The organism is Paenibacillus sp. CB74, from assembly GCF_055687625.1.
Genome location: NZ_JBVMUS010000002.1, coordinates 445850 through 470899, shown reverse-complemented (window position 1 = coordinate 470899; position 25050 = coordinate 445850). Strand labels below are relative to the sequence as shown.

Genomic DNA, 25050 nt, shown 5'->3' with positions numbered 1-25050 from the left:
TTGGAACGATCTTACCATGATATTAAAAAATCGACCAATGAATAATAGAGATTTTCAGAAAAAATATTTGAGAGCATATGGACCTTTACTCAACATGCATTAGAGCAATTGAATAAGACTTGTAAACATAGAAGAAGAACCTCGATAGGCATGTTATATCCCTATTGAGGTTCGGATAAGCGAAAGTTATTGAGGGTGCCTGATTACCGTCAACTAATCATCAAATTTATTATTTCTCCTTTGATCAAATTGTTTTAAGATCGTTTCTCTTTTTGCACGGTTATCTTTAAAAATTTGCTCTTGATCTTTATGGACCACTTTTTGAGGTTTCTTCAAAAAGGGTAAGATTTTTTTCGTTTTCATTTATGTACTAGCCTCCCACATATGAGATTCTAGTAACATCATTTCTTTTCAATCCTACTTTTAAACCTTAAAATTGAAATAAAAAAACCCGGCGTATGGTATTATCCCCTTTAAGTAGACACTTAAAAAAACCTTCATGTTATCATGAGGGTTTAAGTGACACTTGGAGGGGATATTTTTATGGCGAAAAAAGGACAAACATTTCAGAGATATACCGAAGAATTCAAATTGAATGCAGTTAGATCATATGTCGAAGGTTCTTCAAGTTACAAGGTGGTCGCTGAGCGAGAAGGGATTCGAAACTGTTCACAACTGAAGGTGTGGGTGAAAAAGTGGAATAACGGGGAAGCGTTCGATGAGCGAAAAAACAGCATCCCGAATCCACTGAAGGGACGTCCCCGCACAGCCTTTGGTAGCGTGGAGGAAGAACGAGATTATCTTCAAGCGCAGGTGGATTATTTAAAAAAGCGGTATCCAAATCTAGTAAAGGAGAAGCGCTGAGCCAACGGGAGAACTACGATATCCTAGATGAACTGCGCTGCTTGCATGGCATTACACGCCTATTAACGGTGGCAGGGATTCCACGATCCAGTTACTACAAATGGCGAGCAACACAGCCGCAGCGAGACGCAAGACAAGACCGTGATCGTGAGATCAAAGAACACATGATGGCTATTCATTTTACAAACCGAGAGTTTGGTTACCCTCGCATGACAACGGCGTTGTGGGAGGCTGGTCTGAACGTCAATCACAAGAAAGTATGGCGAATGATGCGGGAACTATCGATCCAATCGGTGATTCGCAGGAAGCGGAAGAAGTCTTACTATACGCCCTCTGTCATCTATCCGAATCGCCTGAAGCGTAAATTCCATGCTACAGCACCTCAGCAAAAAATGGTGACGGATATTACCTATATTTCGGATGGAAGCACGTTTGTTTACCTGTCCGTGATTCAAGACTTGTTCAACAACGAAATTGTAGCTTGGCAGTTGTCTAAACGGAACGATGTTCAGCTCGTATTAGATACGGTAGAACAATGGACACAAAAAAGAGACGTTTCGGAAGCCGTGCTCCATTCGGATCAGGGCTTCCAGTATACGTCTCAGGCGTACAACACACGATTAGAAGCATTCGGCGTCAAGGGCAGCCACTCTCGCAAAGCAACCTGCCTGGATAACGCATGCATCGAATCCTTCTTTTCGCATCTCAAGACAGAGAAGCTGTACCTTAACCAGTGTAATTCAGAAGCAGAGATTCGACAAGCCGTGGAAGATTACATGTACAATTACAACTACCGACGATTTCAAGCCAAACTCAAACAGCGCGCACCGATTGAATATCGATGCGCACTGGCAGCATAGCTTTTTTCATCTGTCTACTTGACAGGGGTATGACCACGTATTCACCGGGTTTTTTTATCTAATTCACCACTCTGATTGGTTCGAACAAATAACGAACCAGCTATATCACTTTGTGTGCTTCTTATATGTTGGAAAGCCTTTACCATTTTATCTCTTTTATCTCGATTTGAGGTAAGTATCTCACGTTGTGAATGTAATTCAACCCTCTGAGGCTTTATCGATTCTGTCATGGAGAGCTCCCTCCTCTTTTAAAAGTTCTTTTTGTAGAATTAGACAAAATGCATGAACTAATCTATATACTTCTCTCACTTCAATAATATCACTTCCAAGAGTCAGTATCAACGCTCTATCATTTGAGTCGTCAAAGTGAAAATTCCATATCCATTGAATTCCATCCAACATTTCCATATGTAATGAAACGATAGTTCTACCTGGATAAGGATTGTTATACTTAGGTCCATCATTTGGATGCAGTGCTACATCTACAGCTGACCATTTTGCTGAATTCTCTTTTGTTAGAGCCATATATTCTGGGCTTTTGCCACTAGTGCCTTTATCGAAGACTTTTTTTAGCTTATCTCCTTCTATCTCGTAAATTGTAAAAGCACTCACAAAATCAAACTCATAAAATTCCAAACAATTATTAACATATCTATAGAGTGTTTTGTTAGTATCTTTCATAAGCCCGACCAAGTAGCTTATTGCTTTCTCATGTTTCTCCAACTCGTCCAAAAAGTACTCCCGTTCAGCAAGGAACTGATCATTAGAATCTTGAAGATTAGTCGCATGATCATTTACTAACTTTAAGGCTTCTTGAAACTCCTTTCCACTTTGAGCGTTCAATATCAAGCTAAACACATCATATAATCCTCTATACGTTGCATTTTGGCCGTTGATTAAGGGAGACCATAAATTATATTCTTTCGGGCGCTTCGCTTTGTATGCACCGGCATGAAATTCCTCACTTGCAATGGACAGCATTTTGCCCATGTATGATGTAACCATCAAAAAATATACCAAAAATAGTGCAGCCAACACGAGTGAAGAGATTAACCAGATTGGCCAATCACGCACATAACCAAAATAAATCGTTAGCCCTGGTCCACCAGTAGTAATGAGTCCCCAAATCGTCTTACTGAGTTTACCAGCCGCACTGAGTACTTTAGGAAGTTTCTTAAATGGGGAAGTCCATGCTACAACCCTCCAATTGTCCTTATCCTGATATCTCATTTTACGTAATACTGGGTCTAAGGATTGTGCTGTTTCATCTAAGAAACTATGGTAGTTAGCTTGAGACTGATTACTATCCATACATTAGATACCCCTCTTTCCTTTTATTATTCTTTTATGATGCGCTGTTTACCTGTCACTACCACTATCAGATTTCCTCTCTATAGCTACACTAACTCTATAATCTTAACTGGAATTACACTCTTCTTCAATTTTGTAATCGTTGAAATTCGGACAATACTCCATCTAGATAGTCCCCATCCATCCTTGAGTACTGTTTTTTTGCACTCAAATGGATCATTCATTATCGGAAAGGGTCAGTATCTATTACCTACACGGCTGTAGCATAGCCGCTGTAGATCCGATTATAAACGGGGTTGAGGCCAAAATGACATTGAGGTTCGGTTCCCTACCTATATTTGTGAAGTCGATACGAGTTGGGAACATATTCACCCTTAGCAATACTCTCATTGTTATGCCAAACTATCTGTATGGCCTAAACCTGACAACCGCAAGGGTGTAAGGCGAAGTGGAGCGCTATCAACACGTCACCAATGATGAATTCTTTGAGAATGCAATGTATAACCTGCAAAGGTTTTGAGGGGAGAATGGCTGAGGTTTGTTAGTAGTCCGAGCTAGGTAAATCATAAGCACACCATGCGTATATGGGTTTCTCAATAGAAGAAAACAGTGAGCAAAATTTGCTCACTGTTAGTCAGTGGTATCAATACGCTTATTGAGTCTGGAGAAATATCTTTCATTAAATCTTTCGCGGAAGGCAAAGAATTCAATGGCTGGGAAGGCAATTAAGTAAACGAGAAGGAGTTACATTATTTGAACATAAAATTGTATATTTGGAATAATGTCAGTACGCCCAGGCCGAATGCTGTAAAAGCAAGAAGTTGTATAAAGGTATCGTACAAACGTACCTTCTGAGTTACTGATGTTTTACTGATACGACTGACAGAAGTATCTTGGATAACTTTCTCTTGAACCTCTGTTGAATCCTCCAACAATCTCTTCGCAAATATCAGATAAATCAGTGCTACTGATACGATCAATAGACCTCCAAGATGCAGGATCATAGCATCATACCACTTGCCATTAGTTCTTTTACGTCTTCTCTCTTCAGGTTTGCTCTTTGAATATCGTGAGTATTAATGAGTCTTACTAACAAGGGTATATCCATTTCTATTGCAAGGATTTTAAGTTCTTCACAGATTTGTTCAAGCTCCACCCCTTCTACGTACAGCTCTCTAACGTAGCTGATGCACTCTGCAGAAATATTTAACAAGGCTTCAGAATGTTTATTTCGGATTGGATTTCGTTTCTCAATTCCAAAGGTATAGATAATCTGATTAAGCATATATCTGTTTATAATCACACCGTGACTTTTCAATTTCGAAAGGATATCGTTTTTTGACGTGTACAGCTTATACTGCTTTTCAATAAATGTTACGATTTCTGCAGGCGTTTGACCGACTTGATTAACGTCATTCGTGTGCCCACGTTTACTGTTGCGTCGCTGTGTAATGACTTCTTCATCTGGTCCCGTTACATAATTCTTAATCACTGGTGCGTAGATACCCCCACCTTGTCGCTTTGCAATATCATAGAGGACCATCCGAGACAACGTTGAATTTACTGATGAATATGATTGGCCCATTGCATCAGCAATTTCTTGTAAGTGCATGATCCCCGCACATAACAAATCATAAATCTGCTTTTCTATTGCTCTAATTTTGACTATTTCACCAGTGATCACGCTAGTTGTTGTACTCATTTTAAAACTCCCCACTTTGCTTATGTATTGGTTTCCTGAATATGCAAATTAAATTTCCCACAAGTTATCCATCTAGCTATTGAAACAAACTTCAAAACCAAAAAACGACAAAAAGCACCCCTTATGCAAGTTTTTCTCTTGCGTAAGAGGTGCTTCCTCAATGAAAAAAAGTATGTAATTAGCGTTCAACTTATCTTTTATATATTTATAAGTTAACCTAAGACTATAGTAATGTCAATTAAAAATTCAATTAGGTACATAGACAGGTATTATCAGGAAAGAGATTCTCTGATATAATAAGAATATAAAATAAACCGGAACGTGGAAGCACCACATGAAAGACCCTCGCAGGTCTTTTCTGTGGTGTTTTTTGCATTGGAGGAAAAAAATTGTGCAAAACTATGGCTTTTTTCTACCTGTCTTATTAATTCCACTTACTGCATTCAGTATACTGCTGCTTCCCTTAGCTACGACAATTGAACTTTCTGTTCTATTTAGCAGTATGATCATCGGGAGTATATTAGGCGTATTAGCGATTCAACTGAAGAAAAGAGCAGCAAGCTCAATGACATTGGATAGAAAGACAATTGAACACTCCGTTCTATCATCTCTGGTGGCTGTGGTAGAAACAAGAGACAAATACACCGATGAACATAGTCATAATGTGGCCAATTACGCCTACGCCGTAGCAAAGAGTATGAATCTGTCTGAAGAGGATTGCTCACATATTTACATGGGATGCCAGCTCCATGATTTAGGAAAAGTATATGTCCCTAACTCCGTATTGAACAAAAACTCCTCACTCACAGATGAAGAGTATGAGATTATGAAAGCTCATCCACAGCAAGGATACGAGGTAATTACTAAACTTGATATCTTTCATGGCACGAGTATTGCCAATATTGTTCGTTACCATCATGAGCGGATTGACGGTACCGGCTACCCTTTGGGTCTTAAACATCATGAAATACCCATCGAAGCAAGAATCGTAGCGGTATGCGATGCGTATGATGCCATGACCACAAATCGTTCTTATCGTGATGCAATGCAGCCAGAGGAAGCACTAAGTATTATTAAGGAGAACGCTGGTAGTCACTTCGACCCCCTCGTTGTGGAGCATTTTTTGAACTGCATGAGCTCAAGCAACGATTTTGAAAGAAAACAGATCAGTTGATTTGTATCTGTACCGATCCGTGAAGCAGTACCTGCTCTTCATCGTATTCATAATCAATAATGATAGCTCCATTATTGGGGAGATCTGATTTTGAGAGTTTGTCTGAGAGCAGCCCAACAAGGAACTGTTTTTCTGCCGGCCCTATGACAAGGCCACAATCTAGAATCCCTTCCGTGCTACTCACTCTGCCAAAATTAACGTTAAAGCATCTAACCGACCTTGAATACATGATTGACTCTAATATCTGTTCTCTCATTGAACTAATCACTTCAGACATTATTCAATGCCACCTGCTCTCTCCACTAAAATAAAAACGCACAATTTTCGCCTACTACTACCCGGTAGGTGAAATTGTGCGTGCTTCGCATCTATTTTTCCGTTATAAGTATGGATTTTAATCCATGACTATTTGCATTGGACCACATATCTTTAGAATCAGTAACGAATAGATTGTAATATAGATTCTCTGACTGATCTGTGAGGTAAGACTCAAGAATCGTTCTATCATTTATATCGGAAAGCGATTTAGAATTGTTTAGTGAATTATCACTTTCAGCCTTACAGATTTTCAGATCTTCAAACTCTTGTATGCTCGAAAGAATACTTTTCGTCAAAAAGGCATATTTTGATGACTTACCATGATGTTTCAGTGTTTGCGTGATAAATTCTGATATCCCTACCTTAGTCGTACGCGGCAATTGATTAATTAAGTCTGGCCTATTAAAAAGTATATTCTGATCAAAGCACAACCTGTACCCGAGATTGGAGAAGTGTTGTAATTCCATACTAGGATCAATAGTATGATTTGAATCAGTGTTGGGGCTATGTATTTGGCGTTGTTTAGGTGTTCCAGCAGTGAGAGCACCATAAATAATTGGTATGGCTATAAATAATATTATCAATAGATCAACCATATTATCATCTCCTTCTCTGACCCGCATTATGTTCTAGTTTCGAACACTCATTATGAATATCTTTCAAATCTTTCTGAGACAGCTTACTGAATTGCATGGAGTTAATTCCATATTCCTCAAGTTTATAATCATCCAGTACAACTCTTTTAGATTTTACGTAGGTAATCGTTTCCCCCATTTGCTGAGAGATCTGAATTAACAGATTTTTCTTGGGAGTGACCCAAACTTGATAAAAGTAGGCAATTATCAGATAGAGTGATATCAAAAATAATCCAAAAAAGAGCAAAAAATAATATTTAACTTGGGGACTCGATGAATCCTGAACGTCTGAGAATAAAATCATCGAGAGAAAGAACAATCCTACGCATGAAGGTAACAAGTATGTAAGCCATAATGAGTTTGGCTTTTTGAAGGGAGCTATATCCTTCTTACTCTCCATGCAGACTGACCATTTCATCTCGGGTTAATCCTAATTGATCCGCTGCTGCAGAAAATGCTGCTTTGTTTAAGTGTGGGATAGTGTCGGCATCCAGTTCATGCAATTCACGTTTAGCCACCTTGCGCTCTTCCGGAGTACCAAAATTAAGCATCCCTAAAATACATACATATTTATATAGATTCACACCGGCTTCTAATTGATTAAGGCCCTTCATATCTGGTTGTTCATTCATATTATATCGCTCCTAAATTTGTTGTGTATCTCAAATATAATGAGCTTCAGGAAGAATATCAAATCTCAAAAAAAAAAAACGCAACAAGTACGTTTTTTTTAGGCATTTCAGATTTTACATATTGATGTAAGTTAAATTAAGTTAACTTAACTTAACTTAGTTGGTGTAAATGAAAAATGAACATTCTCTAAATCATCAAACAAAATACCAGAAGTCGATTGGTGGTTAAGCCAGTACTGAATATGATCTCTACTAAAGTAATGATTAATCTCTTCGTTCTCTAGGTTGAAATCTCCGTCCTCTGAGCTTTGAAAAATAATTTTATGTCGGAAATGTAGTTCTGGGGCAGGATACAACATTTCGGAAGAGAGTAACATTGTTGTCGTTGTCTCTCGAGATAAGTATCTAAGAATCTCCAAAGCTCGGATTACGACCTGGGTAACTTCCGGATCAAGAGAAAATTTAACAAGTGATTTTGGCATATCAATGACTAAAAGTATTGGTTGAGGATCATCCATTTTTCCGATTTCGGCCCAGAAGCTCCACACGGCGAAAAGGAAGTTCTGTGCAAGAGCATACACATCATTTGTGTCATCAATATAGAAGCACCTTCCATCAGAATCAGATTGGTACCAGATGTTTTCATCTAGCTTATTCAACTCTGTCTGTAAGCTCAGTTTATGAGGATGGTCTGAATCCAAGTTTTCTATAGCCCTACGATATCCCTCAAGCGGTCCTTCTAGATTCCAACGATACGATGTTGGTGGCAGTAATTCACTGCGTAGCACTCCTTTGGACTGTGCTAACAACCCAAAGTAATTAGAGCAAAAAAAGATCCGGTTGCCTATAAAGATATCTCGATCTTCCACATCCGATGGAGGATCAGAGAATTGTCCACTCCATGAAATGGCATCGCTTGGGACCGCTATTTCATGAGAGTTTGGTTTACCCATGCGTATTTGAAAAACTGAATTCGCGTCCTGTTGAATCGCTTCTTTTACAATGCCGTCTACTAATGCTAATCTAGGGCTGTTATCAGCCCCACCCACAATTGTCATCGTAGAATATGCTGCTTCAGTCCACGGCCACTCTACTACCTCCCCTGTTACAGCATTGTGTCCTATAGAAATTGCCTTATATTCGATACTATCCATTTCTGAAAAACCTCCTAAACAAAATAAGGAAGCACCGCTTAAACAAGGCTATTGGCCCAATTTAAGCGGTGCTTCCGCTACTCGTATTATACGTGAAATATGATTTTAATTCTAGTTCATCATATCTTCTGACCTCAGTCCATGGTAGCTAGTCACTCTATTTTTACCTGTACTTTTCGAATTAAACATCGCTTGATTAGCATTGATGATCAACTGCTCTTCTGTAATATCATCACTACCTCTTGCATACCCAATGCTTAGTGTAACCTCCGTTTCCGCGGACACTCTTTTCAAGATCGTTTCTGAAATGACCTTCACGACATTTGGATCATCTGATTCTAGTAGAGCTACGATCTCCTCTCCCCCATATCTCGCTGCTATACCGACTTCTATCACTTCGTCCCTTATAATATGAGAAACTTTTTTCAGTATTTCATCTGCTTTGACATGCCCCATGGTACTATTCACTATTTTAAAGTTATCAATATCACAGAATATAACATAGACGCTTTCATAGGCATCCTCGATTAATTTTGCTGTTCGTTTTCTAAATTCTTTCTTGTTATATAATCCCGTAAGATGGTCTACTAACGAAGCATGATAGCTGTTTATCAGCAACCTTACCAAACGATCCTGCAATGTCATAAACAATGCGATATGAATCCCCACATAAGTCATAACCACCATAATAGCAATTAGAACATTGCCATTTAAAACAAAATACAAGATTATCTCAAAAAACGTGAGTGAGAGCAAACCAGCTGTAGTACATAATTTTCGAAGATGCCGATAGTTACCATTGGCTTGGTACAACAAGTACCCGCTTATGACAATACCCATAAAACCATAAATGATGTTGAATGGGGTGAATGATAAGCAGAAGGCTACAAGGAGTAAACCATAGCCAATATATCTCTCGGTGTTTTTTTGTTCCCAATAGAGATGGGATAACATAACTAAGAAAATAAGAGTCATGGTTAATGAAATCTTCCAAGATGAATCACTAAATGCATACAGTGTAATGCCGATGAACTGAAAAAACATCCAGACCGTAGATACGATCAACAATGGTAAATAAGGCTTCCTTCTCACTTGGTACAATTGGAAAGTAACATACGCAATGATTAATACTACAGGGATTGTGAATAAGAAACCTGTGCCCAGTGATATACCATTCAAACGATTCCACTCCTTGTAACCAAAAGAAGCACCACTAAACCAAAATTGGTCTAGTGGTGCTTCCACTGATTCTTTATTATGTTTAATGCGTGCCAGAACTGTTGAAGTCATCGTATGATGATTTGTTCGCATCATAGTACATTACATCACCATCAATAGAGCTAAAGTTCACTCCATATGGTGTTGTGAATGACGAACTGAATCCTTCCATATCTCGCCACTGATTATTATACGTTCCGTAGAAGCTTGAACCAGGTCTACGAATGTACTGTAAATGAGGCTTAGACGTATCCCCATTTCTGATGGTATCCACTGTGAAATTCACAACAATGTAACCTTCTTTCAGGAACACTTTAGATTTATCATCTAATTTACCTCCATAAGATGCTAGGTTAGTTCCTCTTGGTACTGCGTACACAGCAGCCGGCAAGCTGTATTCACCATACCACTGCTGTACAGAAGCATTCGCTTTATAGATGTCCACTCCACCAGGAAGATTATTCATTGTGCCAATAAAAGTGCGTAAAGGCGCGGTTAGAATCTGTACATCGTAACCACCAACATAAGTGGCCTTTGAAGTATTCTTTAAATAATCTTGCATGTATTTTTGTTTAGGTGTAGACCATCCTCTTGAACTTGCGAACATTTCCCACAACGTACTGGACGTGTTAACAATGCTTTGTTGAGGCACATTCCGTAGTCTTGAATTTAGGGTCACGTTACGTTTCTCTACATCGGCTGTCGTGCCAACTTTGATGAACTTCGCCTTATCTGAGTGATAGTAGAGATCCACCAATCTTCGGTTCTTCCCGTCTTTCGAGACAAAGTAGAATTCCGGAGTTACGCGTACACCGTCTTTATCATCGGCCATGTTCCCTTTTGTTTTAAGATCAAATTTGAAAGTATAACCTGTCTTCACTGTTATATTTTGAAGCCCCTTGATCGGGTTACTTCCCTGGCGAACAGGAAGAACAAAGTTGTTCGCACTTGTTCTATTAGCTCCATCTATTCCTTTTCCACCAACCCAGAAGCTGTTACCTGTTGGTGTACTGCTTCCTTTGGCTTTCCGGAAAAAAGTCTCCCAATTGAAATCAGCAATATCTGTAATATGGAAATCATAGACGCGTCCTACAACATCAATAGGAACTGAGTCCGTTGCTACGTGATTAGCCAAATTAAGGTTTGCTTGAGACTCCGTTGTAAAGTTAGATGGGGCATTCTCAGCGATTGTCCGGAATAACACATCATAGTAGCCCTCATCAACCCAAACTGGTAAGAAGAACGTCTGAGTTTCTTGAGCAACCGGTATTGAGATCCAGGTTCCCTTAGGATAAAACTTAGATTTATCTCCACTGTATACATCGAATGGGAAGTATACCTGTTTATCACGCACGGACTTCGCATAATCCCGATTGCCATAACCCAGAATATTTCGATGCTGGCCATTCGTTGGCATACTCACCGTAAATGGTCGATCTAAAATGGTTGAGTTCCGAGCAGTCGCAGGTATCGTCTTCTGGTTGTGCGCTCGATCATCAGAAGTTGAAGCGTAAATGACAACCGGTGTGTGTACTGTGACCGTGTTAATGCCATTAATATCAAACTTCTGAGGTGAACCACCATTAATGTTTCCTGGTGTAATCACTTCATAATGGATATCTCCGGTACTCTCCGTATCGGCTTTATTGATCAACGTGTTACTGATCAAATAATTCGTACCGTAGAGCACATTCTGATTAATCATTGTCGATGAAGGAATGGTACCAGGTGTTGGCCCAGTTTCTTCATAATAGCTTCCATCCATAACCCTCGAATTCTCGAACACGAGAGTGTCATTTTTTACTTTGATTTTCCCGGTTTGTGCTTCTGCAGCCGATTTAAATAACCCCGTCTCGTCAGGTACTGTCTCCCCTACCTCTTGCGAACCTAAATTAACTGTAGGCAGCGGGGGGTCAACAATATGTTCCCGAAGTTCCGTACTGTTAGTGACGGACACAAATGGCGGTGTATAGCCTTTCGGAGTTAATTTAACAGATCCATTCGGCAAAGCATAGTTAGATAAGTTCGCTTCTTTGATTTTGTACACTTCTAGATTGTCTACTTGCCAGTATGAATAATTACGTTTAACTTCGATTTCCTTAGTTACTGGTTCCGGAGTCCGTTCTTCTCGTGCCGGTGTTCCAGGATTATTGGGTCCCGTACCAGGTACAGCAGGAATTTGTTTTACCTTAATATAGAGTTTAGTGACAGTTACTTTGTAGGTACAAGACCCTGTGTAATTTGCAAACTCATTTTTAAATAGATAATTTAAGGCGTTAACTTGACCAAAAAGTGTTTCGGAAGTAGGAATGCCTTTAGAAACATCAAATTTTTCTGCTCCTCTATTATCAGCTTTAATCACTGCAGAAGTTCGAGGATTCATTGCAGTTGCTGGTGATTGAATCGTTGTTCCTTTTAATGGAGGTGTACATCCAACGGTAATAGGTTGGCATTCCGGTCGGTTAGGATCAGTTGCACAGCTGGGAACCTCACACTCACCAGTTGATGGATCAATAGTACAGCCACTAACTTTTCGATAAACCCCTACAACGTTTGTACCACCAAGATAGTTTGTGAAATTCCGAGAGTTTAATGACGTATCAGTGCCACTGTCTGGATCAGCTTGGCCAGTCTGGACAAAATTCTGTTCATTTAATTTCCTCTTTGACTGTATGTACGATTTTACTAGTACATACTCACTACCGTTAAACGGAGTCTTTTTATCTAAAACAACATTAACTGGTTTTCCCACTGGCCAATTATGTTCAGGTGGTTTAGCTGGATTATCAACTTTTTCTGTTAATATTTCCTCAGCATCTACAGTACGATATATTTTTGTAACAGGATAGTAGGGATTTACGACTAATGGAATATCATAATACTGTCTAAATCCACCTGGATCAGCCCAACCTTCAGCATTCTTAATGCTTTGGAGTGTCTTATGATCCTGGTTCACTTCGTTTGATCCATGCATTACACGAAAGATAGCACTTAGCCAGATTTGTCCACTGCCCTCCATAGAACCTAATCCGGCAGCTTCAAGTGCATCGTTCAATTTCTCAGCAGGAATTTTAAACGCCGTTCTAACTTTTCCACCTGGTAAACTTACTCCAGCTCCATCTTGCTCAATTCTCACCTCTCCAAATGATCCACCACTTTGGGGTGCACAATCAGTATTGGTGCATCTTGCACTTCGTGTGATAGTGAAACCTACTGTTTTATACTTAATGCTAGTTGTAGCTTCGGTAGAGACAGTTGTAAATCGTATCATTCCGTCTTGCTCACTATAAGTTATATTTTCATATGGAATCGTAGCTGGGGCGTCTGCTGCAGATGCTATGCCCATAGGGAGCAAACCAACGATCATTTCCATAATAAGAGCGATAGAAACAATCACAAATAATATTCTCATTTTACTTTTTTTCATTTGGGTTACCTACTTTGCAACGCGAACTATGGACCCAAAGTTGAACAGGGAGGTCAATCCACCAACTTTTAAATCTAAATCGTTAGCATTGGTCGTTAGAGGAATATCTGCATAGCCCTCATAGCGCGTACCCTTCTTAAATTTAATTGAATGATCACCCATGAAAGGATCGAACATTACACTTTCATATTTATTAAAGTTTTGTAAGGTGAATTCAAATTTAATTCGAATGTAGTATTCTCCAAACCTTTTAGACAGCATAACCATCGAGGGCTCAGCAACAACATTCCCTGTAATAATAATTTTGTTACTTTTTACATACTGCACATACCTTTTCATGTCAGCAAGCATTACTCGACTGGATTGATTAGCATTTGCAAAAGCCTTAGTTGCCCACTTTTCGTCAATTGTTCTGTAATCAACATTTAGAATCTGAGCGTAATATGACTCGGTTGTTTTCTTCCATAAATCTAATGTTGGTTTAGAATTGTAAGCAATATCATTTTTGGATAACTGTATAGAATTTGTATCGATAGTTTGGTATGGCTTCATTTCGTACATTTCATTTGGATATTCTTCAAGGATATACGGATAATTCTTCGCATTTTTTGGGAGATTGGTCGTACGGATTACATGTCCCCAGAAATCGGTTTTCGCGTTCATCGCTTTTTCTGCATTCGCTAATGCCACTGCGTCTACTTTCAACGTCTCTCCGCTTCTAACCTTGTTAATGCGATCGATGACCGTCAGAGCCTGGGCACGGGTTGTAGTACCATCGGGGTCGAGTTTACCGTTACCAACCCCTGAAATCAGACCATTTTTTACGGCTATGTACATGAATTCCTTGTCACTTGCTGCAGTTTTATTAATTGCACGTACCGCCACATGGACCATTTCTAGACGAGTCATTGGCTTAGACCAATCGCTTGAAGGGAAATCCGACTCATTATACAGATTGTTGGCCTTTGCCGTGCTAACATAAGGACCATACCAAGTACCACCATTCGTAGTACCAACCTCATAGCCCAATGAGCCTACAGTAAGTTTAATAAACTCTGCACGTGTAACTTTGTTATTCGGGTAGAACAAGCCATCCGGGTAACCACTGACGATCCCCTGCTTAATAGCCGCCAGAATGCTAGATTCTGCCCAGTGTCCTTTGATATCTTTAAATGTCGCAACAACTGCACTGACAAGCTGTGTTGCACCATCTTTCAACTTGTCTGAAGCATCCAGCAGCGTATCTGTAATACTTTCTTTCTCCAAAGCATAAACGTTGCTAACTTGTAAGGTACTTGCTGAAAGTATAGTTAAAGCCGCGGTTGATGCAAGAATTACTTTCTTCATTATTGGTCCTCATTTCCTAATGATTAGTATGTTATTAGTCCAATAGTAACTTGTACCAGTATCTGTGTCCAACGACGAGAGATTTATTTATTTGAACAGCTCAGCGGATGATAACCTTCAAGTGCAGCATCTTTTTTCGATGTAAAGGTCTCCTCACTCACATACGATGATTTGCATACTGTTCGATCATAATAGTATTTGATTCCGTTTGCTGTAATCCCTACAATAGAAGGCTTTTTGATAATACGTGCCCCACCTAGTGCATAGTTATTGTAGTATTCCGTTCCTACTGGAATACCTTGTACGAAAGATAACACCCCAACATCATCCACTGTGTTGTTCCATTCCTCTTGATCAATTGAAGGTAGTGTGAATGTGTACGTTACACCATACCGTTTAACCAGAGTATTGTGTTTGTTGATTTCATATTGCAAATCTTGCTGAATAAGTGAAACAATTGTGCTACGTCTTACAGTGTCAAAACGTTTGGGATCTTGAATCAAAGGCGAAGTGTTGCCATTCCACATCTCAGCAACAAATTTTTGGCCACTATCGGCATTGACATCAAACAAGTAGCCCTTCTTCAATTCTTTTGTTGTGGAATCGAACACCGTCACATAATCGTCCAGCGTGAAGGAAATAAGGTTTCCCTTCTCATCCTTGTAACTGTAAGGTTTCTTGACTGACCAGACATGTTTTAGTGCTTTCTGACCCGTTGAATCTGCAAACTCTTGTTCAGACAAGATATAATATCCATCGTAGCCAATGACTACTAAGGCCGGTACATATCTATTAAGAGTACCCTGAGCGTATGGATCGTCTTGCACATCAAAGTTTAAATACATCGTCTGAAAGAATGCCTCGGCAGCTGCCTCTTTGTTAACACGAACATTTTTTGCAGATTCGTATAATGATTCTGATCCTTGAGAAGCATTGTTCAAAAGCATCAGAGTTGCATCCTGAGTAGCAGCATCGATTGCTGCGTTATACCTTGTTTCTAAAAACAGGGCTTTCTTTTGCGCTTCAATGTTAAACGTGTTTATGATAATAAAAGGTAAAATGATAATGACTGCTAACACAGCAAAATTAATAGAAATAGGTAAGGATTTGATATAATCACCGCCTTTTCCCCTTCTCCACACCGTGCGTGCGACTTTCATCGCACACGGCGCTCCATCTTTTTAGATTTTTATTACAATAGGTTCCAAGTTACTCATTTTTCGGTACAGGTTGATTTTCTGAATCGTAGAGTCTGAAAATCCAAACGGCGACATGAGTTTGACAATCGTCTCTGATTTTGTAGCATGAACAAGTTTATGGATATCTTTGTGTAGAATACGTAGATTGCTAAAATCGTCTGTCCCACCTAAATGGATTGGCAAAAGATGATGGCAATGCACGTAATCAGCAGTTAGTAAAATGCCAGATATCTCGCATTTGCCACCCTGCATACTATATCTACTCAGTCTGTTATCCAGGTATTCAATGCTACGGTTTGGTATGTTTGACTGCATTAGTTTAATTAGTTCATATCTAATATCCGTCTTTAAATCCCTATGAAGTCTCTTTCTTCCTTCTGATGTATACGGATTTAACGTCTGCTGAAAGCATAGGTTGTTAACCGTTTTTACATCTCTGAACGGAAAGAGATATACACCTGCGACCTTAAAGGTTCTATATCTGTTCCTGTAGAACTTCTTGAAGGTTGGCGGGGCATTATCAGGATATTGGTATTTACCAATAACTTTGAGACGATTGTATGTGAATGCTTTCAGATCAAAGGCAAGTCGTGAGAACTCTACACTAACATGTGTTGCACGTGAAAAGTAATTGTGTAAACCAAGTACAAAGCTATTGAAGAGAAGAGCGTTTTGAGTAATTGGTGCTTTGTGCAGATTCTTAATGCGCTCTCTTGCTTGCTTCTTGATTTCTGCTCTCTTCTTTTCATTTATACCCGTATAGGCGACTCTTCTTTTTCCTTTTTTCTCAGCCCATATTGTGAATCCCAGGAAATCAGATTTACGTTTCCTGAGGTTTACAATCTGTGATTTTTCGGGTGAGATGTCTAGTTTAAGGCGGTCTCTAAGATAGAGTCTTACAGCGTGATACCACTTCTGAGCTGATTTCCAATCCCGACAAAGAATTTTAAAATCATCGGCGTATCGCACAATATATCCTTCTTTAAGATTGGTTTTCTTGAGTGCTCTGATCCTGTGATAGTCTCCTGCATAGGCGTATTGAGTTTCGAAGTTTGTCCATTGTCCTGCAACCCACTGATCCAAGTCATTTAATACTACATTTGACAGGAGAGGAGATAAGATTCCACCTTGTGGTGTGCCTTTCAACGGTATCCCTTCATCTTCAATTTCAGCTTTAAGCATTTTGCTGATGATTCGAAGTACTCTTTTATCCCTAATACCCATATTCCATAGTTGTTTCAAAAGCAATGTGTGGTTCACATTATCGAAGAATCCTTGAATATCAACATCAACGACATAATGGAGATTGGTTGTGTTTATAAGATGTTGTACTCTCGCTAGAGCGTTGTGTGTTGATCTTACCGGTCTAAACCCGTAACTATGTTTATAGAAGTAAGCTTCCGCAATTGGTTCAATAATTTGTTTAAAACATTGCTGAATGATTCTGTCAACTATGCATGGAATGCCTAACGGTCTTTTCTTTCCATTAGGTTTTGGTATAAGGACTCGCCTAACCTTTTTGGGTTGATAATTCAAAAGCTTGTTTCTTACGTGGCTCACAATCTCTTCTTCTGTTAGTGTCTTTATATTCTCTATGGTTTTGCCATCTGTTCCTGATGTAAGTGAGCCTTTGTTTGATTTAATTGTTCGAAAAGCTAGGAGGATGTTCTGATGTGAGTTTATTAGCCCGTATAAATTATCGAACTTTTTTCTTCCTAGTGCTTTTTCGTGTAAATCAGTAAAAGTACTCGTCATGTCGTAGTAGTCCCAGTATCGAAGAGTTTGCACTGTGGCTTCACCTCCTTACGGTGATTCCCCACGTTCCTACCTGATCGGTGCAATTCACTTTTCGGAAAAATTGTTTATTATCTAAAAAGACTTGAGGCTGTTCCTCCGTAGCCATTACAGCCACTTCATTGGTCGTGCCTCTACTCTCACAAGGATTAGTACATTTCAGCAAATTTCTGCCTTATAGTAGACGTCTAGGATGACAGTCCTGTAAATCGACGTTCCTTGCTTTCCTTGTACCTTGTGACCTAGCTATGCTTGCTAGACCTTAGGTGCCTCCTTTGAGCCTGTGGACTTGATATCGCCATTGTTCGATATAGCGTGTTTCCTAGACTACAATCGTACTCTACGCTATCCACCCTGACTTCTGTCAGTACATATGTTTCCATATGTTATGAATTTAGACCCGTACATTCGGAGGTTCGTCAGGTTTTTTACAACCATTCTCACCATAGTCCGCTTTTCAGCCATCCGGCATATCAGTTAGCATACCTTCTCAATAGAGTGGCTCCAGCTTCCCTTCTGCCGACTTCACCTGTGCTTCATACCCGACACGCTGTCCGTGTCACGCACGCAGGAGATTAACGGAATTGTTTCAGGATACATGGTTCCCTCTTTCCAATTCTCGGTCGCAAAGTTGGACTTATTTAGTTAAGTCCCCGCTTTTCCCGAATTGTTCGGTTATAGCGGAACAAGTCACACGAAATCTTCATTGCTTATCATCCCCCCATAAGGGATATTAATTTTCGCGTCTGTCGTGTTACTATTTGTGAAAAAGTCCCTCATGATTTGTGCTGGTGTCCGATTCGTGTTTTTAATTTGAACTGAAAAATAGTCACCTTTGGACATCTTGTACCAACGACTTGGATCATCCTTGGTCTTCACATTTGTAGGGAAGAGAACCGGCATAATTTGATCATTAAAAAACTCATCATAGTTTAATGTGAACCCACCCAAGAAAGCAGGACTATTGGGGTTTGTCATGTTGTCGTAATTGGGATCATAGGTTTTGTGTTTATGGTACATGGTAACCTCATATGTATTACCAGTGGTAGATAGTTCTTCAAAAAAATCATTATACATGGTCGGTGTGATATATCCCTTGTCTCTCACCGAATCAACAAAATTTGTAACCGATTTGAATGCTACTAAAAAGGATAAATCATCCTGTTTCTGAGCAGAATTGTCCAACGGAAAAACATACATCAGAATTACAGCTAGAATTGCAGCCAATATCTTACTAACCGAATTTATCATCATTGTCCACCCATCTTATTGTGCTGTATATTTCACTTTGGTTATTTCACCTGCAGTGTTTCTTTCATAATTAGCAATAAATTTCTTGTCAGAAGGTACTTTCGTTAAGTCGATATCTTCAAACTCTAGTGTTTTAGAAAATAAAATTCCGTTAACCTCCACATCAATTTGTGTATCTGGAATCTGGGCTATGGTAAGAGCTACCTCACTGCTGAATATTACAGACTGTTCCGGAATCTTTAAGTCAGTGTATGTGGTTCTATCTTGTTCCTGTTTGTTGATACTCACGAGTTTTAAAACATTTTTGGTCTCATTGCTCAAATTTATGGCTGTAGCTAATCCAATTACGAATAAGATGGACATGGACCCGAGGAACAGCCAACTTCGGATATGGTTGGTCAAGTGCAGCAATCCTCCTTGTTAAAAATAGGGAGTGGCAAGCAAGGGTATTGCCCACCACTCATATTTTTATTTCTGTACAAATGTAATTCCACGAACCACGTTGTTGCCATCATAAACAATTTTTGATTCGAAATTACCTGAAGGATTTACATAATCGTTAGAAGCTTCATCACTTGCTTTTGCGAGTGTACCTGTTGCAGTTCCCGTTGTAATGGCTCCGTAAGTCGGTGAACCAGTGGTGAGGTTTACCATGTTGTTATACCAAGCTCCAGTTGCATTTTTACCAGTGATGACTTGAATACCAAACTGATCTTTATTCGAGTACTTACGTAATGCATTAAGAACCTGGTTCCCAGAAACGGTCGTACTGTCATAAACGGTGAAAGTAGCTTGTGACAGTTCTCTTTGAATATCCGAGAAATTGTTTTGAGCTGTTTTGGTTGCTTCTTGTGCCGAAACAAACAACAGCACTACGATGGTGATTAAGGCAATCGTTAAAAAGATACCCGCAGCGACTTTAAGAGCAGATGAAGCATTATTCATTTCTAATTCCCCCCATGAATTAAATTATTGTTGTACAAATACCAATCCTCGAACGACTCCACTTTTGTCATATACAAGAGAAGATTTGAACGTACCGCTTGGATTAACATACTCATTGTGAGAATCTGCTGAAGTATTAGCGACAACGCCTGAAGCTGAGCCTGAAATAGATCCGTAGGTTGTAGATCCGACTGGGTCAGTCACGTTTACTACCTTGTTGTACCAAGTACCTGCAGTGTTTTTACCTGTCTTGATCTGAATTCCAAACTGCTCTCTTGATGCATATTTCCGAGTTGCGTTGAGAACTTGACTGCCTGAAATCGTAGTGCCGTCATATACCGCGTATGATGCTTGAGACAATTCAGTTTGAATCTCCGAGAAATTGTTTTGAGCTGTTTTGGTTGCTTCTTGTGCCGAGACAAACAACAATACGACAATAGTGATCAATGCAATCGTTAAAAAGATACCGGCTGCTACTTTTAAAGCTGATGAAGCATTATTCATGAATCATTCACTCCCGTTTATAAGTTTGTAATTTTGTCATAGTAACTGGTCATCTGAGTAAAACTCATGTATACCAACGGTAAGACCAGGTACAAAAATACCAAAGCATAGAGTGGTGCGAAGCCTATGTTGCGTCCCCACTCTTTTTTTGAATCAATCACTTTTTCGTAATCCTGTTTTCGTTGTTCAAAGTTAAACGCCCGATCCGTTTCCAAATCCTCAAATGCCTCATTCACAGGAATCTGCATAACGGATACTTCCAGTCGTTCCACCGTGCGAACAAATGAAGTGAAAGGTGCGTCTTCTTTTAATTGTTCTAATGCCTCTACTGGGCCAGCATCGTAGTGCAACAAACACTTTTGAAGAGGTTCTTTGAATATAGTAGAAAACCGCTCCATCCACTCTAATATGGTCTCTACGGAAATTCGTTCAATCTCAGAGAGCATAGAAATGATCGAGTGCAATTGTTCTACTTCATTCTGCATGTCCATCCTTCTCAATTTACTCTGGAAGGCCAACACAATAACCGGTATGTGGTATGAGAAAATACCGATAAGCAACGCGATGAGAAACTCCCACCATTTCAAGTATTCATTTTCAAAAAGCAGATGCTTATTCAAGATTCTTACTAACGTTGAATCTATATACTTTTCATCTGCATTGGGTACTTCTTTTTGAATTGCTAATCGGATACGATCACTTAAATTATCTTTCACCCCCTTCATCTGCAGAATAATTCTTCGATCAAGATCAGTTGCCTGGATCGCTTTTTCTTTCTCAAATTCATTCAACTCCCCGAAGATAACATCCGTCTTCGTAGGTGCGTACAACGTGTTATGCGCAGAAAATGAATGCATGTATATGAATGATGAGATAAGAACAATGAACATAACAACCGAAAGAACGATCCTATGAATATAAAACCATTCAAGTGGTAAAGGTGAATTTGACTCTTTAAGAAGTTTGATAAGCTTAGGTTTCTTATTCTCTGGTGGCATCAAACGATCAACGATGAAACGAATAGGTGCAAACTCATACAACCGTTTCTCCCACTTAAACCTCTTTAACTTGGCTACATATTTGCCCTCATTAGTCTCTTGCAGTTTTTTAACAAGGATGTAACCCAGTAAGATAACAAGAAAGATGACGAGCTTCATTATGAATCCCAATTTTGATGTGTAGAACTCTGTCATGGTTGGGAAACTGCTTTTCGCCCAATCCTCAATAGGTTTAACAAACAATACCGGTGCAACGGCAATGACCGTTAAAAAACTTAGATGGTAATTGAGCTGTTGTCTTCGGATTATTTCTAAATTAATCTCTTTTTTTAACTTATCCAACGCTGATAGAAAGCGCGATGAACCATCTTTCAATTTTTTATCCCCGAACTCTTTAGTCAGGAATGTTAGTCCAGCGAAAATTTTTAAGAATCGATTGGGAGCCACTTCGTAGTATTCTTCAAGGGCCTTAACTGGTTCGGGTGATCCAAGAATCCCATAGATCCGATTAGCATGTAGAGCAACTTCATTGGAATTCGCTTCAGCTGCATCATATATCGCTTCATCCACCATAGAATGACGGTGAAAGTGATATCGAACGTCTGAGGTCAAATCAGACATTTGTTGCATCAGACGATCTTCAACTCGATTAATGAATCTGTGCATGAGGTGACCGTGTATAACCAGTGCGCCTAAAAGGATCAAAAACGAAGTTAGGAGATCCTGATTCATAAAGATGAGAAACAGCAATGTAAACATGACCAAAATTAGCGATGTGTAAACAATTTTCATGATTTGTTTACGAAGTGTCATTTCGTCATAAGCATGAACATTTGTAATTTTTCTGCGTACACTTTTCACATACCGATTAATAAAGGGAAGATGCGCTATTCTTCGGTATGTTCCCAGATAAAGCCGATCAAAGAAAACATCAATTTTTTTCTTTATTCCTGTCTTCTTCGGATTAATCAGATCACGGAATAGGTTCTCTTCTTGCAACTCTGCACTAGACTCTATTTTTCTTCTTATGAATTTTTGAATCATAATGAGGATCAATGGAATGACTAGACAAGCTGCAGCCACATAAATCAGTATAGTGATCATCTAGTCACCTCCAGTTATGATTCAAGAAAGCAGAAAACTTCTCTGCATCCGATGGAGTCATTCTATCTTTCATTTCAGAGATGCTCTTCTCCGATAGTGCAGAGCCGACTACGTATTCCCCATCTTTATACTCGATAACATTACTCCCCAGCTCTTTAGCATCAAGATCTGTGCCTGTTTCGGTAATACGTTCAATGTAACGGTGACCATCAAAATCTTTTCTTAGGTGAATATCAAAATTTATGACTTGCATGACTTGCTCCTGAGCGATTCGTTCATTATTAAAGATATTTTGTTTCAACAATGAGTTACGTAGGGAAAATACCAGATCATTAAACGTCTTTGCATGGTGTGTGAAAAGTGTGAACAAGCTCGCTACCTGCCCCATCTGAATCATCCAAGCAGCTACAGGATCTGAAGCAACCTCACCCAAGATATTTACTGCACCATCTGTTTTCTTTTGTAGGTCTAGTCCCTCTTGGCCCGAGACAGTGTCTGTTTCTCTAAAGCTCAAAATGTTCCGTTGGGAGTAAATCTTACGTAACCTGAGCTCGAAAGCCATTTCTTGAACACGTAAGGAATGCCAACCATAAATGTGTTTGATCATAGCCATAAGCAACGTAGTTTTACCTGATCCCTGAGGACCTGTTATTGCAGTAATTCGTTCTCCTTTGGTAAGAAACATCAGAAGATTAATGGGTAGCTGTGCATTTTTGTCTGTGATAATGCTCTCCAACGTGGAGATATTGGAATCGAATTTACGAACGAAGAAAGCCCATGTTTCAGCAAGTTTTGGTCTTACAACAACAACACGACTTCCATCTTTCATATCGTTCACTTTATATCCGTTACTCTCAGAAAGTTGACCAGGATTATTATGCTTATAGATGGTCTGACCAACCCGTCTAAGTTCATGTTCTGATCCAAAGGAGAGAAAGGCCAAGTTGATGAGTTTACCTCCGAAGAAGATCCAGACACTATCACTGGCCCTTGGTTCGGTTGAAGGTTTTAGTTGCTGTGAGTAAGAATCATAATCACCAACCACATGCATAAAGGATTCAGGTATACCGGATACACCTCCTGATACACCATCAATCCGCATGTCTCTTATCTCATCAACCACACCGAATCCTTTCATGTTTTGATAGACTCGTTGTACGATGATTTGAAGTTTCTCATCAAAGGTCAGATTCTTGTATTCTTTATTGAAGATATCAGAGATTTCGGCCTCATTAATGATGTAAGACTCCGTTTCTCCATTCTCAATTTCTGATTTCAATTCATCTAACTTATGGTCCAGAATTAATCGTGTTAACGCATCAAATCCATATTTTTTCTTGTACATGAATAAGAGAATTTCGAACTTATCTTGAATGGATAGTTTTTTTCTATTGTCGAATGGAATGACTAAATTAATGTTCGTTTCATTGAGATCATAGGTTTTATTTAAAGCGTCATAGATGAACGTTTTCACATAGGTCTTGTCATTCAGATCACCGTTACTACAACCCTTTAAGGCACTTTTCAGTTCCAACCGTTTTCTCTTCAAACGTGAGTACTCTTCATCGGTTAACCTCATATCATTGAGGTTAACATTCGTGAATTTATTAAAGGTTTCCAGTATGTACTCACCAATTTTGATCAATGAATACTTGGCAATTTTCGGGTCGACTTTATGGGTAACACCCTTCTTTTCGGTGAACTTATGATAAAGGAAGTACGCACCCAAAAGAGTAATTATCACAATCATGAATATGTTGACTAATTGTGGTGATGGCATTATTCTTCTCCCTCCTCCTGCTGATCACCCTTAAGGCCAAGTGTCGCAATAATCGCATTCCCTAATGCTGCGGAGCTATTGAAAAACTCCCATGTTTCATGCTTCTTGTTGACGTTACGGTTACGTAAAAAGAAATCTAGAACATTTCTGTCATTGATGGCATCCATGTATGGACTGCAATGAGGTACGGTGTGAATTTTCTGTTTCACACCGTATTTCCGAGCAATATTTTTTGCTGAATACTTGGAATCAGCATGATAGTTACCAAGGACGATAATGAATTTTTTATCATTAAGGACTTCGTGATATTCTGTCTTATTGAAGAAATTGTCCAATAGCGATACGTTCTGATTCAAACAGACAACGACCAGATCACTCGATTTCAGAACGACATTTGACAACTGATTTCCGTTGCCACTATTTACATCGACAAAGGTCAAATCATATGCTTTGTCAGCCTCATTCAGTATTTCGGGCATCGCATATGAAATTTGCTGATGTGAAGATTCATCAGGTTTGCTTGTCCCGTGTAGTAAATCCAGTTTCCCTTGTATTAAAGGGGACGTATTTGAACGAATGGATTCTGCATTCAGACGATTACTCTTTGCTAATCTTTCTAAAGAATCAATCCCAAAATCCGAAAATGTGAGTTGTAGATCCCTACTAGACTCCATCTTCTTGAAGGCTTCTTCCAGAGTTGAACGATTCCAGTGAGTATGACTTACCAGAGTACTCAACTGATGTTTCATCGCAATTCCTGTCGCTACGGCGATCAGGTTTGAAGTTGTTGCTACTTGACCATGACGTGGTCCCCAGAATGCAATTGTTGTCAT

Annotated in this window: 23 protein-coding genes; 3 read left to right on the top strand and 20 right to left on the bottom strand. The window is 39.3% G+C overall.

Features of this window, described 5'->3' with window-relative positions:
- Nucleotides 1-213 precede the first annotated feature (213 nt).
- A complete protein-coding gene (locus ACX9NY_RS32395) occupies nt 214-363 on the bottom strand; it encodes a hypothetical protein (RefSeq protein WP_472479776.1) in 150 nt (49 codons plus the stop codon).
- Between the two features lie 180 nt (nt 364-543).
- Between ACX9NY_RS32395 and ACX9NY_RS32390 the strand changes: the two genes are divergently transcribed.
- The gene (locus ACX9NY_RS32390; protein WP_472479774.1) at nt 544-864 is read left to right on the top strand and encodes a transposase; all 321 of its coding nucleotides are present in this window, start codon (nt 544-546) and stop codon (nt 862-864) included.
- Nucleotides 861-1724 (top strand): IS3 family transposase, encoded by an 864-nt coding sequence (locus ACX9NY_RS32385; RefSeq protein ID WP_472480350.1) that lies wholly within the window; start codon nt 861-863, stop codon nt 1722-1724. Before ACX9NY_RS32390 ends, ACX9NY_RS32385 begins: the two co-directional genes overlap by 4 nt.
- A 198-nt stretch (nt 1725-1922) precedes the next feature.
- Here the strand turns inward: ACX9NY_RS32385 and ACX9NY_RS32380 are convergent, their stop codons facing one another.
- The 3 genes from ACX9NY_RS32380 to ACX9NY_RS32370 form a co-directional block, all read right to left on the bottom strand.
- Nucleotides 1923-3035 carry a hypothetical protein gene (locus tag ACX9NY_RS32380; RefSeq protein WP_472479772.1) on the bottom strand — a complete coding sequence of 371 codons (1113 nt, stop codon included), beginning with the start codon at nt 3033-3035 and terminating at the stop codon, nt 1923-1925.
- A gap of 749 nt (nt 3036-3784) precedes the next feature.
- The gene (locus tag ACX9NY_RS32375; RefSeq protein WP_472479770.1) at nt 3785-4015 is read right to left on the bottom strand and encodes a hypothetical protein; all 231 of its coding nucleotides are present in this window, start codon (nt 4013-4015) and stop codon (nt 3785-3787) included.
- A gap of 20 nt (nt 4016-4035) precedes the next feature.
- Nucleotides 4036-4737 (bottom strand): hypothetical protein, encoded by a 702-nt coding sequence (locus tag ACX9NY_RS32370; RefSeq protein ID WP_472479768.1) that lies wholly within the window; start codon nt 4735-4737, stop codon nt 4036-4038.
- 391 nt (nt 4738-5128) lie between these two features.
- Here ACX9NY_RS32370 and ACX9NY_RS32365 point away from each other — a divergent pair, with 391 nt between their 5' ends.
- On the top strand, nt 5129-5911 hold the full coding sequence (locus ACX9NY_RS32365; RefSeq protein WP_472479766.1) for an HD-GYP domain-containing protein: 783 nt from the start codon (nt 5129-5131) through the stop codon (nt 5909-5911).
- On the opposite strand, the gene ACX9NY_RS32360 is transcribed toward ACX9NY_RS32365, so the two are convergent.
- The 16 genes from ACX9NY_RS32360 to ACX9NY_RS32285 all read right to left on the bottom strand — a co-directional run bounded on the left by ACX9NY_RS32360 (nt 5904) and on the right by ACX9NY_RS32285 (nt 25050).
- Entirely contained in the window at nt 5904-6188 is a 285-nt protein-coding gene (locus ACX9NY_RS32360; protein ID WP_264932529.1) for a hypothetical protein, read from the bottom strand. The genes ACX9NY_RS32365 and ACX9NY_RS32360 overlap by 8 nt on opposite strands.
- Before the next feature lie 91 nt (nt 6189-6279).
- Nucleotides 6280-6825 (bottom strand): PIN domain-containing protein, encoded by a 546-nt coding sequence (locus ACX9NY_RS32355; protein ID WP_472479764.1) that lies wholly within the window; start codon nt 6823-6825, stop codon nt 6280-6282.
- Nucleotides 6826-7253: 428 nt separating this feature from the next.
- Nucleotides 7254-7496, bottom strand: coding sequence for a hypothetical protein (locus tag ACX9NY_RS32350; protein ID WP_472479762.1), 243 nt, complete (start codon nt 7494-7496; stop codon nt 7254-7256).
- Nucleotides 7497-7642: 146 nt separating this feature from the next.
- Nucleotides 7643-8650, bottom strand: coding sequence for a hypothetical protein (locus ACX9NY_RS32345; RefSeq protein ID WP_472479760.1), 1008 nt, complete (start codon nt 8648-8650; stop codon nt 7643-7645).
- A gap of 111 nt (nt 8651-8761) precedes the next feature.
- Nucleotides 8762-9964, bottom strand: coding sequence for a GGDEF domain-containing protein (locus ACX9NY_RS32340; RefSeq protein ID WP_472479758.1), 1203 nt, complete (start codon nt 9962-9964; stop codon nt 8762-8764).
- Nucleotides 9912-13295 (bottom strand): DUF5704 domain-containing protein, encoded by a 3384-nt coding sequence (locus ACX9NY_RS32335; RefSeq protein ID WP_472479756.1) that lies wholly within the window; start codon nt 13293-13295, stop codon nt 9912-9914. The genes ACX9NY_RS32340 and ACX9NY_RS32335 overlap by 53 nt, the downstream gene beginning before the upstream one ends.
- A gap of 9 nt (nt 13296-13304) precedes the next feature.
- Nucleotides 13305-14642 carry an S-layer homology domain-containing protein gene (locus tag ACX9NY_RS32330; RefSeq protein ID WP_472479754.1) on the bottom strand — a complete coding sequence of 446 codons (1338 nt, stop codon included), beginning with the start codon at nt 14640-14642 and terminating at the stop codon, nt 13305-13307.
- An 83-nt stretch (nt 14643-14725) separates the two neighbouring features.
- Entirely contained in the window at nt 14726-15802 is a 1077-nt protein-coding gene (locus ACX9NY_RS32325) for a hypothetical protein (protein WP_472479752.1), read from the bottom strand.
- Between the two features lie 21 nt (nt 15803-15823).
- Complete coding sequence (gene ltrA, locus ACX9NY_RS32320) at nt 15824-17629, bottom strand: group II intron reverse transcriptase/maturase (RefSeq protein ID WP_472479750.1); 1806 nt, start codon at nt 17627-17629, stop codon at nt 15824-15826.
- 696 nt (nt 17630-18325) lie between these two features.
- Nucleotides 18326-18889, bottom strand: a complete 564-nt coding sequence (locus ACX9NY_RS32315) for a hypothetical protein (RefSeq protein WP_472479748.1) — start codon at nt 18887-18889, stop codon at nt 18326-18328.
- Nucleotides 18890-18901: 12 nt separating this feature from the next.
- Entirely contained in the window at nt 18902-19288 is a 387-nt protein-coding gene (locus tag ACX9NY_RS32310; RefSeq protein WP_472479746.1) for a hypothetical protein, read from the bottom strand.
- Between the two features lie 66 nt (nt 19289-19354).
- Nucleotides 19355-19831: an ABC transporter permease gene (locus tag ACX9NY_RS32305; protein WP_264932540.1), complete on the bottom strand. Its 477-nt coding sequence runs from the start codon at nt 19829-19831 to the stop codon at nt 19355-19357.
- Nucleotides 19832-19855: 24 nt separating this feature from the next.
- Complete coding sequence (locus ACX9NY_RS32300) at nt 19856-20335, bottom strand: ABC transporter permease (protein ID WP_472479744.1); 480 nt, start codon at nt 20333-20335, stop codon at nt 19856-19858.
- Nucleotides 20336-20352: 17 nt separating this feature from the next.
- Nucleotides 20353-22437, bottom strand: a complete 2085-nt coding sequence (locus ACX9NY_RS32295) for a hypothetical protein (protein ID WP_472479742.1) — start codon at nt 22435-22437, stop codon at nt 20353-20355.
- A gap of 4 nt (nt 22438-22441) precedes the next feature.
- A complete protein-coding gene (locus ACX9NY_RS32290) occupies nt 22442-24217 on the bottom strand; it encodes a pilus assembly protein CpaF (protein ID WP_472479740.1) in 1776 nt (591 codons plus the stop codon).
- Nucleotides 24217-25050 carry a chromosome partitioning protein ParA gene (locus ACX9NY_RS32285; protein WP_472479738.1) on the bottom strand — a complete coding sequence of 278 codons (834 nt, stop codon included), beginning with the start codon at nt 25048-25050 and terminating at the stop codon, nt 24217-24219. Before ACX9NY_RS32285 ends, ACX9NY_RS32290 begins: the two co-directional genes overlap by 1 nt.

Excerpts from the sequence above, each read along its gene's own strand:
- ACX9NY_RS32395 (WP_472479776.1), bottom strand. The coding sequence starts at position 363 with ATGAAAACGAAAAAAATCTTACCCTTTTTGAAGAAACCTCAAAAAGTG.
- ACX9NY_RS32345 (WP_472479760.1), bottom strand. The coding sequence starts at position 8,650 with ATGGATAGTATCGAATATAAGGCAATTTCTATAGGACACAATGCTGTA.
- ACX9NY_RS32300 (WP_472479744.1), bottom strand. The coding sequence starts at position 20,335 with ATGAATAATGCTTCATCAGCTTTAAAAGTAGCAGCCGGTATCTTTTTA.
- ACX9NY_RS32295 (WP_472479742.1), bottom strand. The coding sequence starts at position 22,437 with ATGATCACTATACTGATTTATGTGGCTGCAGCTTGTCTAGTCATTCCA.
- ACX9NY_RS32355 (WP_472479764.1), bottom strand. The coding sequence starts at position 6,825 with ATGGTTGATCTATTGATAATATTATTTATAGCCATACCAATTATTTAT.
- ACX9NY_RS32290 (WP_472479740.1), bottom strand. The coding sequence starts at position 24,217 with ATGCCATCACCACAATTAGTCAACATATTCATGATTGTGATAATTACT.
- ACX9NY_RS32340 (WP_472479758.1), bottom strand. The coding sequence starts at position 9,964 with ATGATGCGAACAAATCATCATACGATGACTTCAACAGTTCTGGCACGC.
- ACX9NY_RS32285 (WP_472479738.1), bottom strand. The coding sequence starts at position 25,050 with ATGACAACAATTGCATTCTGGGGACCACGTCATGGTCAAGTAGCAACA.
- ACX9NY_RS32370 (WP_472479768.1), bottom strand. The coding sequence starts at position 4,737 with ATGAGTACAACAACTAGCGTGATCACTGGTGAAATAGTCAAAATTAGA.
- ACX9NY_RS32305 (WP_264932540.1), bottom strand. The coding sequence starts at position 19,831 with ATGAATAATGCTTCATCTGCTCTTAAAGTCGCTGCGGGTATCTTTTTA.
- ACX9NY_RS32330 (WP_472479754.1), bottom strand. The coding sequence starts at position 14,642 with ATGAAGAAAGTAATTCTTGCATCAACCGCGGCTTTAACTATACTTTCA.
- ACX9NY_RS32360 (WP_264932529.1), bottom strand. The coding sequence starts at position 6,188 with ATGTCTGAAGTGATTAGTTCAATGAGAGAACAGATATTAGAGTCAATC.
- ACX9NY_RS32380 (WP_472479772.1), bottom strand. The coding sequence starts at position 3,035 with ATGGATAGTAATCAGTCTCAAGCTAACTACCATAGTTTCTTAGATGAA.
- ACX9NY_RS32325 (WP_472479752.1), bottom strand. The coding sequence starts at position 15,802 with ATGAAAGTCGCACGCACGGTGTGGAGAAGGGGAAAAGGCGGTGATTAT.
- ACX9NY_RS32350 (WP_472479762.1), bottom strand. The coding sequence starts at position 7,496 with ATGAATGAACAACCAGATATGAAGGGCCTTAATCAATTAGAAGCCGGT.
- ACX9NY_RS32390 (WP_472479774.1), top strand. The coding sequence starts at position 544 with ATGGCGAAAAAAGGACAAACATTTCAGAGATATACCGAAGAATTCAAA.
- ACX9NY_RS32335 (WP_472479756.1), bottom strand. The coding sequence starts at position 13,295 with ATGAAAAAAAGTAAAATGAGAATATTATTTGTGATTGTTTCTATCGCT.
- ACX9NY_RS32315 (WP_472479748.1), bottom strand. The coding sequence starts at position 18,889 with ATGATGATAAATTCGGTTAGTAAGATATTGGCTGCAATTCTAGCTGTA.